The sequence below is a fragment of the Shewanella sp. AC91-MNA-CIBAN-0169 genome (assembly GCF_040310165.1).
Lineage (GTDB): Bacteria > Pseudomonadota > Gammaproteobacteria > Enterobacterales > Shewanellaceae > Shewanella.
Window position 1 is genome coordinate 60472 of the sequence record NZ_JBEOPM010000010.1, and the last position, 15988, is coordinate 76459.

Here is a 15988-nt window from a genome sequence, read left to right on the forward strand (position 1 = left end):
TGGCCACTGAAATAAAAACTTGCGGAGATAAAACTGTGCAGCAATACGTACTCTGGTATCAAGAATTAGGCATGGGCGATGTAAACAAGGTTGGCGGTAAAAATGCATCCCTTGGAGAGATGATCAGCAATCTGGCTAATGCAGGGGTTCAAGTTCCTGGCGGTTTTGCAACGACCTCGCATGCGTTCAATGAGTTCCTTGAACAAAGTGGAGTTAACCAGAAGATTTTTGACATTCTGGCGACATTGGATGTTGATGATGTCAATAAACTGGCAAAAGTAGGTGCGCAGATCAGACAGTGGGTTATTGAAACCCCATTCCAGCCGGCATTAGAAGACGCTATTCGTGAAGCTTACGAGCAGTTGTCAAGCGAAACTCAAGAAGCGTCATTTGCAGTGCGTTCATCAGCTACCGCTGAAGACATGCCAGATGCCTCTTTTGCAGGCCAACAAGAAACATTCCTAAACGTTAAAGGTTTTGATGCGGTCATGCTAGCAATTAAGCATGTTTATGCCTCGCTCTTTAACGACCGTGCAATTTCTTATCGTGTTCATCAAGGTTACGAACATCAAGGTGTGGCTTTATCTGCTGGCGTACAACGTATGGTACGTTCAGACAAAGCCGCTTCTGGTGTGATGTTTACCATGGACACTGAGTCAGGAAACAATGACGTTGTCTTTATCACTTCATCTTTTGGTTTAGGTGAAATGGTTGTACAAGGCGCGGTTAACCCAGACGAATTCTATGTGCACAAACCGATTTTAGCGCAAGGGCATAAAGCTGTTGTGCGCCGAAATATCGGCAGTAAGTTGATTCAGATGGTTTACTCTGATGATGCTGGCCATGGCAAGCAAGTTAAAATTGAAGATGTTTCTGCTGAACAGCGTCGTATTTTCTCGATTAACGATGACGAAGTCATGGAGCTTGCTAAGCAAGCAATGGTTATTGAAAAGCATTATGGCCGTGCGATGGACATTGAATGGGCAAAAGACGGTAACGACGGTAAGTTGTATATTGTTCAAGCTCGTCCAGAAACGGTTCGTAGTCGTGAAGATGTCCAGTTAATTGAACGTTATCACTTAAAAACGAAGGGTGACGTGATCTGTGAAGGTCGTGCAATTGGTCATAAAATTGGTACCGGTATCGCGAAGGTATTAACCTCGATTGATCAAATGGACCAAATTGAACCCGGTGACGTGTTAGTGACCGACATGACAGACCCAGATTGGGAACCTATCATGAAACGTGCTAGTGCGATTGTGACCAACCGTGGTGGTCGTACTTGCCATGCTGCAATTATTGCACGTGAATTAGGTGTACCCGCTGTAGTAGGTTGTGGTGATGTTACCGACCGTATCAAAACGGGCGACATCGTCACAGTATCTTGTGCAGAAGGTGATACCGGTTTAATTTATTCAGGTAAACAAGATTTTGAAATCATCACTAACCGTGTTGATACATTACCTCCTTTGCCAATGAAAATTATGATGAACGTGGGTAACCCAGATCGCGCATTTGATTTTGCACGTTTGCCTAACGAAGGTGTCGGTTTAGCGCGTTTAGAGTTCATCATTAACCGCATGATTGGTATTCACCCTAAAGCTTTGCTTGATTTCAACGGTCAGACTGCTGAACTGCAAAATGAAATCAACGAAATGATCGCGGGTTATGACTCGCCTGTTGAGTTTTATGTTGCGCGTTTAGTTGAAGGTATTGCCACTATTGCATCGGCTTTCTATCCGAAGAAAGTTATCGTACGTATGTCTGACTTTAAGTCGAACGAGTACGCAAACTTAGTGGGTGGTGACCGTTACGAGCCAGATGAAGAAAACCCAATGTTGGGCTTCCGTGGTGCTAGCCGTTATATTTCTGAATCATTCCGCGATTGTTTCGCGCTTGAATGTGAAGCGATTAAACGTGTTCGTAATCAAATGGGCTTAACTAACGTTGAAGTGATGATCCCATTTGTTCGTACCGTAAACGAAGCATCTCAAGTCATTGAGTTACTGAAAGAGCAAGGCTTAGAGCGCGGTAAAGATGGCTTACGCGTTATTATGATGTGTGAACTACCATCAAACGCTTTGCTAGCTGATCAGTTCCTTGAGCATTTTGATGGTTTCTCTATCGGCTCAAATGACTTAACTCAGTTAACATTAGGTCTCGATCGTGACTCAGGAATCATCAGTCACTTGTTTGACGAGCGTAATGATGCAGTAAAAGCATTGCTTTCAATGGCCATTAAAGCGGCTAAAGCAAAAGGTGCTTATGTGGGGATTTGTGGCCAAGGCCCATCAGATCATTCCGACTTTGCTGCATGGTTAGTTGAACAAGGTATTGATTCTGTATCACTTAATCCTGATACGGTCATTGACACTTGGTTATATTTAGCCGAAGCACATGGCTAAATAAGAGTAAAAATTACAGGTTTATTTATTCTCCAACCTGTATTTTTATCAAGTTGTAATAAAAGCCGCTTTTTAGCGGCTTTTTTTTGTTTATAATGGTTACAATATGCCAATAAATAATAAGTCCTCTATGTTACCTTTGCTATCACATAAACAAACATTAGAACCTATCTATCTTGAGTATCTTGACGCGCTTGAACAAAGCGAGTTTGAAGGTGAAATAGACAAGCGTTACAGTGCGCGGCTTATTCAGGCAACCGATAATTCGGTGTATCAATTTTTGCCCCAAGCGGTGATATATCCTCTACATCAACAAGATGTCGAGCTGGTGTTATCGTTAGCGGCACAACCACAATATAAACAAGTGACCTTTAGTGCGCGTGGCGGCGGAACGGGAACAAATGGCCAATCGCTTACCCACGGATTAATTTTAGATGTGTCACGCCACTTAAACCAAGTGCTAGAAATTAATGCCGAGGAAGGTTGGGCGAGGGTACAAGCCGGTGTAGTGAAAGATGCGTTAAATGACGCCTTACGTCCACATGGATTCTTTTTCAGTCCCGACTTATCAACGTCAAACCGTGCAACTGTTGGTGGCATGGTCAATACCGATGCATCTGGTGCAGGTTCATTAGTTTACGGTAAAACCTCCGATCATGTGTTAGGCATAACCAGTGTACTGATTGATGGCAGCGTATTAACCACCACACCAATCGACCAAGACAAACTGGCTGAGCAACCTTTTGGTGACAACCAACTAGGAAATAGCATTGCCAGTCAAGTCGCAGAAGTTTGTCGCGTAAAGCGTGACACCATCATTGAACGTTTTCCAAAATTGAATCGTTTTCTAACGGGCTATGATTTAAAGCATGTGTGGAACGATGATTTAAGCCAGTTTGATTTATCGCGTATTTTAACGGGCTCAGAAGGTACGCTTGCGGTGATCACCGAAACCAAGCTAAACCTGACCCCATTGCCGAAAACCCGCATGATGGTCAACATCAAATATGATTCATTTGAATCTGCGTTGCGTCATGCCCCATCATTGGTACAAGCTAAAGCAACGGTAGTCGAAACGGTTGACTCAAAAGTACTAAACCTTGCCCGCGAAGACATTATTTGGCATTCAGTTGCCGAGCAAATTAAAGCGGTACCTAATAAGACCATTGAAGGGCTTAATATGGTCGAGTTTGCTGGCGAAGATGACGATGTGAAACAGAAAGTCGCTTTGCTAGAAGAGATGCTCAGTGGGCAGCTCAGCCAACAACAATTTGGTTTAGTGGGTTTTCAAGTTATTACCGACAGAACGGATATTGACAGTATCTATGCCATGCGCAAAAAGGCCGTTGGCTTATTGGGTGCAACAAAAGGCAGTCGTAAACCATTAGCGTTTGCCGAAGATACCGCCGTACCACCTGAAAACTTAGCCGACTATATTATGGAGTTTCGTGCACTGCTCGATAGCCATAATTTACAATACGGTATGTTTGGTCATGTGGATGCAGGTGTACTGCACGTGCGACCAGCATTAGATATGTGTGATGTTGCCGACGAGCAATTGCTGAAAGTGATATCTGATCAAGTTGCCGCCTTAACGCTTAAGTATGGCGGTTTAATGTGGGGCGAACACGGTAAAGGTGTCCGTGGTGAATATGGCCCTGCGGTATTTGGTGATGAGCTTTATGCTGTGCTTGAGCAAATCAAAGGCTTGTTTGATCCTGATAATCGCTTAAATCCAGGTAAATTAGTGGCGCCTCCTAAATCTGGCCCATTAATGTTTAACGTCGACAGCGCCAAACGCGGCAGTTTCGACCGACAAATCCCCGTTCAAGTGCGTGATGCTTTTCCAGATGTGATGAACTGTAACGGTAATGGCTTATGTTTTAATTACAGCAGTTACTCACCAATGTGTCCGTCATTTAAAGTCACTGGCGATAGAGTGCAATCACCTAAAGGCCGTGCTGGATTAATGCGCGAATGGTTACGTTTACTTGAAGCCGAAGGTGTTGATGTTGACGCGTTAGCAAAATCTAAACCACTAGGGTGGATGCAGCGTACTCAAAATACCCTCAATAACCAGCGTGACTATGATTATTCGCACGAAGTCATGGAATCACTTAAAGGCTGTTTAGCCTGTAAAGCCTGTTCGGGTCAGTGCCCGGTTAAAGTCGATGTGCCTAAGTTTAGAGCCCAGTTCTTTAATATTTATTACAAACGCTATTTACGCCCAGCCAAAGACTATTTAGTTGCAGGTATCGAAGATTCCTTACCACTGATGGCCGCAATGCCTAAATTAACCAATTTGGCCTCGCAAAATCCGCTGAGCAAGTGGGTGATAAAAAAAGCCATTGGTTATGTCGATGCGCCTAAGTTATCCGTGCCGACACTAAAACAGCGTTTAGATGGTCATGCTAGCCGTGGTTACGATTTAGAAGCCTTGTGCGCAATTCCGCAAGCGCAGCGCAGTAAACATGTATTAGTAGTGCAAGATCCATTTAACAGTTTTTACGATGCAGGTTTGGTTTATCGGTTTATTCAATTAATCGAAAAGTTAGGCTTTAAACCCGTATTACTGCCATTCAAGCCCAATGGCAAACCGACTCATATTAAAGGCTTTTTAGACAAATTTGCTAAAACAGCGCAAAACAGTGCCGATTTCTTAAACCGCGTACATGCCCTTGGCATGCCGATGGTGGGGTTAGATCCTGCATTAGTGTTATGTTATCGCGACGAATACAAAGAGGTCTTAGGTCAGCGTCGTGGGCCATTTGAGGTGCTATTGGCCAATGAGTGGTTAACCGATGTAGTAGTAAACCGAAGTGAAGCATCTGCTTTAGCAACAGATGCACCGCAATTCACCTGGTTTAGTCATTGTACTGAATCGACAGCCAAACCTAATACGGCTAATGAATGGAAAGCGATATTTAGCCACTTTGGTGCCAAACTAAGCAGCGTTAATTTAGGTTGTTGTGGTATGGCGGGCACCTATGGCCATGAACTGGAAAACCTTGAACGCTCAGAGCAGTTATTTGAAATGTCTTGGCAACCAAGCATTGAGAAAATTGCTGAGCATAGCCAAGTATTAGTATCTGGTTATTCATGTCGTAGCCAAGTTAAACGCTTTGCTGGTTTTAAACCGCAACACCCTATTGAAGCGTTACTTAAATTACTCGGATAGGTAAGCATAATGACAGATGAAACAGCAGCATTAGGTTCGTATACTCACCCTCAAGGTGTGGCACTTTGCAGTGATGAAGCGCTGTTTCATATTCAAGCTAATGGTGATTGGCTTTACCTCAATAGTCCGTTGCCTGCAAAGTTTGCGGCTTTGTTCAGTAGTATTTTGCACTGTATCGACAATGAGTATTTATTAATCACCCCGGTCGAAAAAGTCAAAGTCACCGTTGAAGCCTATCCATTCCTGCTGGTGGACTATCATCAAGCTGCATCAACGGAAGTTCAGGTAAATGATAGTCAGTTGATATTTACCAGCAGCATAGGTACGCAGCTCTCAGCCATTAATATCGCAGATATTATCGTCACAGATGATGGCATATACGCGCCATTAATCAGAGGCTTGGTGGGGCAATTAAACCGAGCCTGTTATTATCGTTATATCAATGAATACTTATCTTTTGACTAAAAGAGCTTTTCTTAACGTATAGAGATGGTAATCTAAAATCTGTTCAAGTGTGGTTGAACTGCAGTGTAGGCATTAGTATTTGTCTTAACACAGTCAATTTATCTCACTGACGATGTAGGAGGTATCATTTGAAACGCTTTGAAAGTTTAAGTTACCTGATTTCTCATCTTAATATTGCCTTGCAGCAAGAAATTGATACGCGCTTAAAGCGCTACGACTTAGACAGTAAACTTTGGCCGGTATTATTTACCTTATGGCAAGAAGAAGGTTTAAGCCAAACTGAGTTATCTAAACGTTGTGATGTGGCTAATTACACCATGACTCGTCTGCTGGACCATCTGCAAGTCCAGGGATTTATCACCCGTCATCAAGAAGCGGATAACCGCCGCGCATTCCAAATATTTTTAACCGACAACGGTAAAGCGCTTCAACAAGATTTAATTCATGAAGCTGAGTGGGTCAATCAACGTTTTTTAGCGGCATTAGCTGATGACGAGCAAGATGAGTTTATGCGGCTGTTGAATAAAGTGAATCAGTTTAGTTAATAATTTTTAACGGTGACTAGCGCTCTTTATGGTCTAAGATCATGCAATTTGTCGTGTAAAGTAAGCAGGTTAAGTAAACCGTTACCTAATAATTTGGATGTGGCATCGGGCAAATCCAAGAAGCGATTTATGCCTTGTAAATAGCACAATGAATACTGACTCTCTGGAAAATAAGGATCCAATGGAAAGGCCAACAAAGGAACAAATTCGTGATTTACCCATTTATAATGGTATTAGTCTAGATAATATAATCGTTGTCACAAACAAAGCAGACTCGATAAGTGCAATAGCGGAGTTAAGAACACACTCTTGTTTAGGGTTTGACACAGAGAGTAAACCTTGTTTTATAAAAGGTGAGGTCAGTGATGGACCTCATCTAATTCAGCTAGCCACAAAATCTAAAGTATTCTTATTTCCTACTAAATTTTATGAAAACTTTACTGCAATCGCAGAAATATTATCTGACCCAACAATAAGGAAGGTAGGTTTTGGGTTGAAAGAAGATAAAAAAATTCTTTTTAGAAAATTTGGAATTAAATTAGTCAATACAGAAGAACTATCTTCAAAAGTGATGCGTTTTACGCAAATTAAAGAACGCGTTGGCGCTAGAGTTGCGGTTGCGATATTTTTTAATCAACGGCTCTCAAAGAGCGCACAACAATCAAATTGGTCAATATTTCCTCTACACGATCATCAAAAAAAATACGCAGCAAATGATGCTCATACCGCACTATTAATAGAACTAGAAATTGAACTAGAAATAGAAAGACAGAGCCATTAATCTCCCTAAAGCATGTGAGTCTCTCACCAATCAATAGACAATATACAGTTATTTGGCCAAGTGAATATAGCTGATCGCGATGAGTTAGGTGCTTATAAACTGTCCGCTTTGGCTCTGCGCTTACCTACTCATTTATAAAACCTGCTATTTGATTTCTACTTGATTGCTTTCAAGCTTCTTTGCTGTGCTGAATCTGTCATATTAACTCTGGCTAAGCCATTACTTGATAAAACTTACTTTTTTGACCAATCAATTGTCATAAATTTTAGTTATTAATTTGATAATATTTGATAATTTTTATTTATTATTAGTTCACTGTAAGATTACTCCATCGAAACAAATGACGAATCAATCAATAGTTTTTAGGGGTAAGTTATGAAAATGAATCACGTAGGTTTGATGGTTGGCGACATGGATAAAGCGGTTGAGTTTTATACTAAAGCGCTGGGTCTAAGAGTGGTAATGGGTAACACTAAGGTTCAAGAAGAACGTGAAACTGCTATTGGCAGAATGTGTGTGGCAGTATTTGGTGAAGGCTTCAAAGGCTTTAACATTGCACATTTAGTCACGACTGACGGTATTGGTGTTGAGATGTTTGAAATGAAAGATCGTCAAGAACGTCATGAAGTTGATTTCACCCGTCTTGGTATCTTCCACTTTTGTTTGCAAACAGATGATTTTGAGGGGGCAATTGCACGTACTGTGCAATATGGCGGTAAAGCTCGTATGGATATCATGCGCTACCACCCAGAAGACGACAACAATCTAACCCAAATGGTGTACTTAGAAGATCCGTTTGGTAACTTGTTTGAACTTTACTCGCACACCTATGAAGAAACTTATTCTACTGATTACGAGTAATTTTTTAAGCTTCTCTGCGCAACATGAAAAAGTTACCAAAAGGTAGCTTTTTTATGTCTGGCGGTAAATTTTCTAGGCTACATTGGAGTATTTCAGGATTAGAAACTCCGTTCACATTAACCCATCAAACAAGTGGTAAAGCTTAATTAAGGTAATGCTTAGCTTCTCATCGCATATAAACCGAAAACTAACATGGCCAACGAAAGCTAGCCTGACTCTGATACGCAGGATGCCTTGAAGCACAGGGTCAATGATGTTTCCGATATCATAACGACATTTCCAATATCCATATAGGTCAGATGTGCGAGAAAGGCCTGTCCGGCTCATGCATTCTATTGTAAAGAGTCTTCAACGTCCTTAAATTCACAGTTGAATTTGTCCATTTCTAAGTCAAGCAAACTAACTCGTTTATGTGCAATTCTGAGTTTGATGGCTGACACATTTATGTCCCTAAACGTGTTTGGACTATGGCCTGCTATCACTATCGCCGTGGCGCTTCACCCACACCAGACTAAGAGGAAGCCCACAGTTGTCCTAAATACTTGCGTAGACGTGACACACTCATGCCTAAAACAAGTGACTAATTATTATAAACATCTTAAATCGGCCTAATGAATAAACACCGAGCGCATAAGCATTTGTCTTATTAATAGTGGCTAAAATTAATTAACCACTTTAATCAAAACAGCTTAGCAAATAGCAGTTAGCATAGACTGGCCTAAGTCATAAAAAACATTAGCACCTTCTTCAATTCCTTTTGATTTAAGATGGTCGGCAAAACCAAGTCGTGCAGTCATTGCTAACCAAAAGATTGTGCTCAGTAAGCCGACAATACGCCACGGTGTTGACTTGGCCCACTTAAGTGCAAAAGTAATAGAGAGCACATACAGTACGAAACCACCTAATTTAGATGAAGCCCAACCATTCACAAAGGGGTACAGGTTAAGTGGATTTGCTACAACCAGATAAATAAAGGTGCAGATAAAGAGAGTATATAAAACATGCGGCCCGATTTTTAGTAATTTATGATTGACCTTGTCAGACCCTTTCATCGTTAACACAAAGTTAATCATAAAAAATATAAACGTAATCGCAATTATTGTTAGATGAGTGTGCTTAACTATCATGTACATATTGTTGTTTCCTAAAAGTAATTTTCATTTAAGACTTATACCGCCTCTAATTTAAAGCAAACCTTGTAACAAACAAGCGTTAGTAAGGTAGCGACTTTTTAAGCATCTTTACCTTTTTAATTAAAATTAATGCCATATGATTACGCAAAATACTGAACTTAAGATTAATCAGGTTGACTTGTCCTAATCAACATACCATGAGTATCGAATATGTGTATGTTTAGAATAGAATTTCTTTCATAAATGTTAGTTGTTTTTATCTATATTACTATGTTCTCAATTACTTATTGAGTAGAGTAGAGTTGATTTGATGTCGTATTCTGAACGATAGATAAAAGTCTAATGCGATTGTTTGAGTGTAGTAATCATCATAGCAATCACAACTAATTTAAAATGGAAAATCATCATGGCATTTAATGATTTATTTAGACTCAGTTCCCACGCTGTTATCACCAATGACGATGGGCAAGTGCTGTTGTTAAAAGCCAATTATGCTGACAAAAATTGGGGCTTGCCGGGTGGTGGACTTGACCCTAATGAAACGATTCATCAGGCATTACAGCGAGAATGTTTAGAGGAGTTGGGTTGTGAGGTTGATGTGCAATATCTGTCTGGAGTGTATTTTCACAGTGCATATCAGTCGCAAGCGTTTATCTTTCGTTGTCAGTTACCGCAATGCGCGCAAATACAGCTTAGTGATGAACACAGCGAATATGCTTACGTTGCTGTTGCTGAATTATCGACGATTCAGCAACAGCGGGTGAACGAGTGTTTATCGTTCAGTGGTGTGGTTCGCAGCGCAGCTTTCTAACGCGGCGTTATGCCATGTTGTTAGCATTTGCATGACATCCACAGAGTCACTGAGCTGTACTAAGGGTCTTGGTACTGTGTATTGCTTATTGTCTAATGCGTTAAGCACTGCTTCTACTTGATAGTAAAAACCATTGCCTTTGGCTTCAACGTCTACTACTTCAACATCTTGTTCATATAACCTAACGGTAAAATGATTACCCTGAGATGCTGGTAACCAAGGGTTTGAGGTGAACTCAATACATCCTAAGCTGCCCAAGATAGTAAAGCCTGCGTGCAGACCATAGTCTTCAGCGGTGTGAAGATGACATTGCACGCCATTGCTGTAACTGACGATGGCAGTCGATTCGCAAATATTACTGTCTTGACCACGTCTTCCGGTCGCTTCTATGTGGTATTGCTGGCTCAGCTCGGTGCCAAATTGTTGCTGCATCACTAGCTGCATTAATGATGCAGGGTAACAACCTAGGTTAAATAATGCCCCAAGGCTGGCAGGGTTAACAAACTGGCTAATGGCAGCGCAATATTGGCCGCGGATACTTTTAACTTCACCTATTACACCACTTGCTAGCGTTTTGCTTAGCTGTTGCATAAATGGGTGAGCTAAATACATTAAGCCTTCAAGGAAAAACACCTTGTTTTGAGCTACTGCCGCAAGACTTTCGATGGTTTTTGGCATATCTACGGACAGTGATTTTTCACATAAAATCGCTTTGCCAGCATCAGCAGCTTTTACCACGTATTCATGATGTAAGTGATTTGGCAGGGCAATGTATATAACATCGACTTCAGGGTTGTTGATTAACGCATCAAAATTAGTAAATTGATGTGGAATTTGATACTGATTCGCAAACTCTGCCAATGTTGTGGTGTTGCGCCCTGCAACGCCATAAATTGTACTTTGACCTTGTGCTTTAATCGCATCGGCCATTACACCAGAGATAAAACTGGTGCCTAATATTGCCCACTTAATTGATCCAGACATTCATTATCCCTCAGTGGTTAATAGTTGATAGTCAAACGCTTGCTGTAGATCGGTTAATGCCGATTTGATAAATGCTTGGGTATGATCGGCTGCAAAGTGGGCATCAAACGCAGCTTGGTCATCATAACGTTCCCAAAAAACAAACTGTTTAGGGTTCGTTTTATTTTGCAGCGCCATTGCAAGCGAACAGCCTGGTTCGCTATTCATATCCACACAAAATTGACGGACAGCTGCGATTCCCTGTGCTAATGGCACTTGGTCTTTAATGTGAATTTCGGCGGTGATGAACACGCCTTGTTGATCCAGTTTGTTATCCATATCGACCCCTTAATAATAATGGGTCATCGTAAACCAGTTCGGCGCAAGGCAAAATGGTTTGATGGTGTTTACAGAAAACACCATAGGTTTATAATTAACACTGGTTTGATGCAGGATTAGGGATATTCAGTGGATAAATTAACCGCGATGCAGGTGTTTAGTCATGTGGCTGAGCAGGGCAACTATGGCACAGCTGCGCATAAATTTAATATCAGCCGGACTATGGTCAGTAAACACATTAATCAGTTAGAGGCCTACCTTGGAATTAAGCTGATTAACCGTACCACCCGCCAGCAAGAACTCACTGAGTCTGGGTTAGTGTATTATCAAGAATGTAAAACGATTTTAGCGTCTATTACAGAAGCTGAAAATACCTTACAGACGATGACAGGCACGCCGCGAGGTAGTATTAGAATTAATGCGCCTGTCAGCTTTGGTAATACCGTGTTAGCACCGATAGTGAATCAATTTTTACTGCAATATCCTCAAATTGATGTGGAATTACGCCTTGATAATCATCTCATCGATCCTATTCACAATAATGTGGATTTAGTGGTGAGAATAGGTGCGTTGGATGATTCGGCGTTAATTGGACGCCATATTATGAATTATGAAATGCAATTTTGTGCGTCATCGCAGTACTTAGCACAACATCCAGTAATACAATCGCGTGACGATTTACGCCACCATCAGTGTCTGGGCTTCAGCTATTCTACCAATGGGTCATTGTCTATTGCACATCAACAAATTTTTGGTAAACGTCATTTCAGATTATTATCAAACAGCGGTGTGGTACTCACCCGGGCAGCCATTGATGGCTTAGGGGTTATTTTACAACCGACTATTGTCGTGAGTGAGGCGATAGCTGCGGGCTTACTGGTGAATATTGATTGTTTAATCCCGCCAGAAGCCATGCCAATTCACTTACTGTATAAAGACAAAAACCTGCCGCTTAAAACCAGAGCATTAATTGATTTTATTGTGGAGCAATTAGCCTAACGGTTGGTATCTAATGGCTGCTTTAATGGCATTATTAATCGTATTAATATTGTTTATAAGATCGAACAAAAATATGTTTGATGTTGCCTGTTTGTTAGACAAAAAGTACATCAGAGGCTAATCTAATATCAAACAATTCGATTGAGTATTTACTATTCGCTTCTTAATGATCTTTTTATTCTTTTATAGTTTTCACGTTACAAGTAAACCTATTGAATTATCAGATGTTGTTGAAGAGTTATTCATTAACGAACACGTCAGTATTCTGCAGGTTGCGAGTGATGATGTTTCGTTTGAGAATGCGTTTATCCAATACCAGCAAGGACAGTTTGCTCCAAATCTTGACGGAAAAGTCAGTTTTGGTTTTACTCATGATGTACTTTGGGTGTCTGCGTTGATTAATAATTCAACAAAAAAACCACTAAAAAAGTTTTTTTATCTCGACTCAGCTTGGTTAGATCACGCTGATTTCTATTTTATTCGACAGAGTCAGGTAATAGAAAAAGCATTTACGGGTGACGCCATCCCCTTTAGCCTGCGAACAAATCAAACTCGAATGGTAGCTCAACCGCATGTATTTAAACCCGGTATAACTCAGGTGTTAATGCGGTTTGAGTCAAAAGACCCTTTGTTGATCCCACTGTATTTAACGACCGAAGAAATCATTCAAAGTAATTTAGAAGTGACGAATTATTTTTATGGTTTTTTATACGGCGCTTTTTTTATCTTATTCGTTTATAACATTGTGCTTTCTGTAAGCTTAAAAGACAGTAGCTATATATATTATTCTTTGTATTTATTGTCATTTTTAAGTTTAAATATCGCTTACACGGGCCATGGTTTTAAAGTTATCTGGCCAGAAAATTTGTTTGTGCAGCGCTGGGCAATGATACTTTTTTTATATTGTTACATCATTTTCGGTATCGCGTTTTGCTTTGAGTTCCTTAAATTAAAAGTCTATTTACCTAACGTATATCGTTTTAATAAAACGATATACGCCTGTCTGGTGTTGTTAGTTGTGTCGCTGTTTATATACGCAGATCAATTACTCGCCGTTAATGTTGGTGTGGCATTGACTTCATTATTAGTCGTTATTTTTATTAGCTTAGGTTTTTTAGCCTTAAGAAATGGCCATGCAATGGTCAAATTTTTTATCCCTGCGGTATTTTTAGGTGCGGGTGGTGCAGCCCTTTCTGCCGCAACAACTTGGGGTGCTATTCCGTATAACACGATGTTATTTCACAGTATTGAAGTAGGCATGCTGATTGAAATGTTTATTTTAGCCTTGGCGTTAGCGTTTAATTTAAAACAAGTTGATAAAGCGCGGATTACAGCCGAAGTCATCGCGCAAGTAGATCATTTAACCGGGTTATATAATCGTCGTGCTTTTATTGTCAATGCCAGTCCTCTGTGGGATCTTGGCATGAGAGAACAAAAAACATTTTCAATGATCCTGTTAGATATCGATTGGTTTAAAACAATAAACGATGATTATGGTCATGCTGTAGGTGATGCCACCCTTAAAAGTATTGCTGATACACTAAAGCAACATATTAGAAATAGTGACGTGTTAGCGCGTTGGGGTGGAGAAGAGTTTATTATTTTTTTACCTAATACCGACAAATTAGCGGCTATTCAACTGGCTAATTTTATTCGTAAAAAAATTGAAAAAATGGTTGTGTTACATGATGGCTGTTCGTTATCAATAACCGCAAGCTTTGGTGTTGCAGAGTGTAATAATCAAATGACAAAATTAGAAGACCTCACCAAAATTGCCGATATAGCATTATACAGAGCTAAAAATAGTGGACGTAATATTGTCTGTGAAATACCGGAAAATTTAACAAGCATAGATCGAGTTGTAGGGCAAAGTCAGCCAATCAGTTAGGTTGCGGTTAGGCTCACTGATCATGAAGTCTGTTCCGCTTCATCATGCTAAAATGCCCCGCTGTAGTATATTGATATTATTTTTTAATCATGCCCTTAAGTACAATATTGTCATAAGTGACAAAACCTAAAATCTCACCCGCTTCAATCACCGGCGCTTTATTGATATTAAAACGTTCAAAAAGTCGAGCCGTGTAGCGTACGTCCATATCAGCAGACAATGAGAGCACTGGCTTTATCATGATTTCGTAAATGTTGGTACGCTCTGGTGACTTGTCTTTGGCTAACACTTTGCGGGCGATATCGCTCATGAGTACCATGCCGAATTCGTCATGCTCATTGCGTTTATTTACCACTAATATATTCACGTTATTGCTAATGGCTTCTTGGATCGCTTCGGCCACTGTGTGCATACCATCAACCATGACGTACTGGTTATTCATGACGTCGCGGTTACGTATAGGGGTTGTGCTACTCATATTTGATCCTCAATGTCTTTACTCAACTTTTGAACCTGATGGGCCACACCAACGGCATCCTCAACATCAATTTGTATCGCAATACCTTTGCCTGAATTAGTGTCAAATTCACCTACATTTGAAATGGTTTCGAGAATGTTGCGGCTCATGTGTTCTTCTACCAACCATAAAATCACATCACGCTGAACATCTAAGGTAAGCCCCATAAAGGTTTTCTTTTTTTCTAAGCCTTCACCGCGAGCATGATTAATTACCGTGGCACCCGTTGCACCTGCAACACGCGCTGCATCAAGTACCTTATCGGTACAGTCATCGTCGACAAAGGCGACAATTAATTTAAAGCGCATAGGTTACTCCTTAGTGGCTTTTCGTTTGGATAAATAGTCAACCGCTTGGGCGTACCCCATTACAGTGATCATCGGAAATAAACTGGCAAAGGCAATCAAGCCAAAGCCATCAATTAATGGATTACGGCCTTCAACATTGGTGGCCAGTCCAAGTCCTAATGCCGCGACTAATGGAACCGTTACCGTTGAGGTGGTTACGCCACCAGAGTCATAAGCTAAAGGGACAATCATTTTGGGGGCATAAAAGGTTTGAATGACCACCACAACATAGCCGGCCATAATGTAATAGTGAATGGGATCACCAACCACAATACGAAAACAGCCTAACGTAATCCCAATCGCCACGCCAAATGCCACTGACATTCGCAGACCTTGAATGCCAATGGTGCCACCAGAGACTTGGTTGGCTTTGATGGCCACTGCGATTAATGACGGTTCTGCGATGGTGGTGCTAAAACCGATTGCGGCGGCAAACACATAAACCCAAAAGTAGTCTTGCCAAATATACGGCTCATTGCCACCATCAGGGTGTAAAAACTCGCTGGTGGTCAATTGATTGGCCATGCTCTCACCGATAGGGAATAGCGCCAATTGTAAGCCCACGAGAAAGAAGGTGAGGCCGATAATCACATAAAAAAATCCAAGCAATACTTTACGCCATTGGTTTATTGGGCGTTTAAGCACGCCCAGCTGAAAGCCAAATAGAATTATCGCAATAGGTATGACATCACGAGCAGTCAGTAATAAAGTGCTAATCAGTTCATTGAGCAAAACCACTCCTCATTTTATTGGCGA

15 protein-coding genes are annotated in these 15988 nt (G+C 40.9%); 9 read left to right on the top strand and 6 right to left on the bottom strand.

The features are described from left to right. The first annotated feature begins 35 nt into the window (after positions 1-35). The 6 genes from ppsA (at position 36) to AAEY98_RS10530 (ending at position 8235) form a co-directional block, all read left to right on the top strand. Positions 36-2405 carry a phosphoenolpyruvate synthase gene (gene ppsA / locus AAEY98_RS10505; protein ID WP_101087220.1) on the top strand — a complete coding sequence of 790 codons (2370 nt, stop codon included), beginning with the start codon at positions 36-38 and terminating at the stop codon, positions 2403-2405. A 130-nt stretch (positions 2406-2535) separates the two neighbouring features. After that, positions 2536-5583, top strand: coding sequence for a D-2-hydroxyglutarate dehydrogenase YdiJ (ydiJ, locus tag AAEY98_RS10510; RefSeq protein ID WP_351016893.1), 3048 nt, complete (start codon positions 2536-2538; stop codon positions 5581-5583). 9 nt (positions 5584-5592) lie between these two features. Then, positions 5593-6048 (top strand): DUF1285 domain-containing protein, encoded by a 456-nt coding sequence (locus tag AAEY98_RS10515; RefSeq protein ID WP_162023306.1) that lies wholly within the window; start codon positions 5593-5595, stop codon positions 6046-6048. A 128-nt stretch (positions 6049-6176) separates the two neighbouring features. Beyond that, positions 6177-6593, top strand: coding sequence for a MarR family winged helix-turn-helix transcriptional regulator (locus tag AAEY98_RS10520; RefSeq protein WP_101086936.1), 417 nt, complete (start codon positions 6177-6179; stop codon positions 6591-6593). 148 nt (positions 6594-6741) lie between these two features. Next, the gene (locus tag AAEY98_RS10525; RefSeq protein WP_351016826.1) at positions 6742-7374 is read left to right on the top strand and encodes a 3'-5' exonuclease; all 633 of its coding nucleotides are present in this window, start codon (positions 6742-6744) and stop codon (positions 7372-7374) included. 375 nt (positions 7375-7749) lie between these two features. Continuing rightward, positions 7750-8235, top strand: a complete 486-nt coding sequence (locus tag AAEY98_RS10530) for a VOC family protein (RefSeq protein ID WP_101086938.1) — start codon at positions 7750-7752, stop codon at positions 8233-8235. 689 nt (positions 8236-8924) lie between these two features. Here AAEY98_RS10530 and AAEY98_RS10535 read toward each other — a convergent pair. After that, positions 8925-9368, bottom strand: coding sequence for a SirB2 family protein (locus tag AAEY98_RS10535; protein WP_182743910.1), 444 nt, complete (start codon positions 9366-9368; stop codon positions 8925-8927). 406 nt (positions 9369-9774) lie between these two features. On the opposite strand from AAEY98_RS10535, the gene AAEY98_RS10540 reads away from it, so the two are divergent. Then, positions 9775-10179, top strand: a complete 405-nt coding sequence (locus AAEY98_RS10540) for an NUDIX hydrolase (protein ID WP_351016830.1) — start codon at positions 9775-9777, stop codon at positions 10177-10179. Here the strand turns inward: AAEY98_RS10540 and AAEY98_RS10545 are convergent. Together AAEY98_RS10545 and AAEY98_RS10550 are read right to left on the bottom strand one after the other, a co-directional pair. Continuing rightward, a complete protein-coding gene (locus tag AAEY98_RS10545; RefSeq protein WP_351016832.1) occupies positions 10141-11163 on the bottom strand; it encodes a Gfo/Idh/MocA family protein in 1023 nt (340 codons plus the stop codon). The genes AAEY98_RS10540 and AAEY98_RS10545 overlap by 39 nt on opposite strands. 3 nt (positions 11164-11166) lie before the next feature. Next, positions 11167-11481, bottom strand: coding sequence for a putative quinol monooxygenase (locus AAEY98_RS10550; RefSeq protein WP_242445139.1), 315 nt, complete (start codon positions 11479-11481; stop codon positions 11167-11169). A 129-nt stretch (positions 11482-11610) separates the two neighbouring features. Here AAEY98_RS10550 and AAEY98_RS10555 point away from each other — a divergent pair, with 129 nt between their 5' ends. Further along, the gene (locus AAEY98_RS10555) at positions 11611-12480 is read left to right on the top strand and encodes a LysR family transcriptional regulator (protein WP_101086941.1); all 870 of its coding nucleotides are present in this window, start codon (positions 11611-11613) and stop codon (positions 12478-12480) included. 166 nt (positions 12481-12646) lie between these two features. After that, positions 12647-14368, top strand: a complete 1722-nt coding sequence (locus tag AAEY98_RS10560) for a sensor domain-containing diguanylate cyclase (protein ID WP_351016835.1) — start codon at positions 12647-12649, stop codon at positions 14366-14368. A gap of 76 nt (positions 14369-14444) precedes the next feature. Here AAEY98_RS10560 and AAEY98_RS10565 read toward each other — a convergent pair whose 3' ends face one another. Genes AAEY98_RS10565 through AAEY98_RS10575 form a run of 3 tightly spaced genes read right to left on the bottom strand, consistent with a single transcriptional unit; the run spans position 14445 to position 15970 of the window. Continuing rightward, on the bottom strand, positions 14445-14846 hold the full coding sequence (locus AAEY98_RS10565) for a CBS domain-containing protein (protein ID WP_101086943.1): 402 nt from the start codon (positions 14844-14846) through the stop codon (positions 14445-14447). Beyond that, a complete protein-coding gene (locus AAEY98_RS10570) occupies positions 14843-15193 on the bottom strand; it encodes a P-II family nitrogen regulator (RefSeq protein WP_011637728.1) in 351 nt (116 codons plus the stop codon). The genes AAEY98_RS10565 and AAEY98_RS10570 overlap by 4 nt, the downstream gene beginning before the upstream one ends. 3 nt (positions 15194-15196) lie before the next feature. Further along, positions 15197-15970: a DUF1538 domain-containing protein gene (locus AAEY98_RS10575; protein WP_350996900.1), complete on the bottom strand. Its 774-nt coding sequence runs from the start codon at positions 15968-15970 to the stop codon at positions 15197-15199. Positions 15971-15988: the final 18 nt, after the last annotated feature.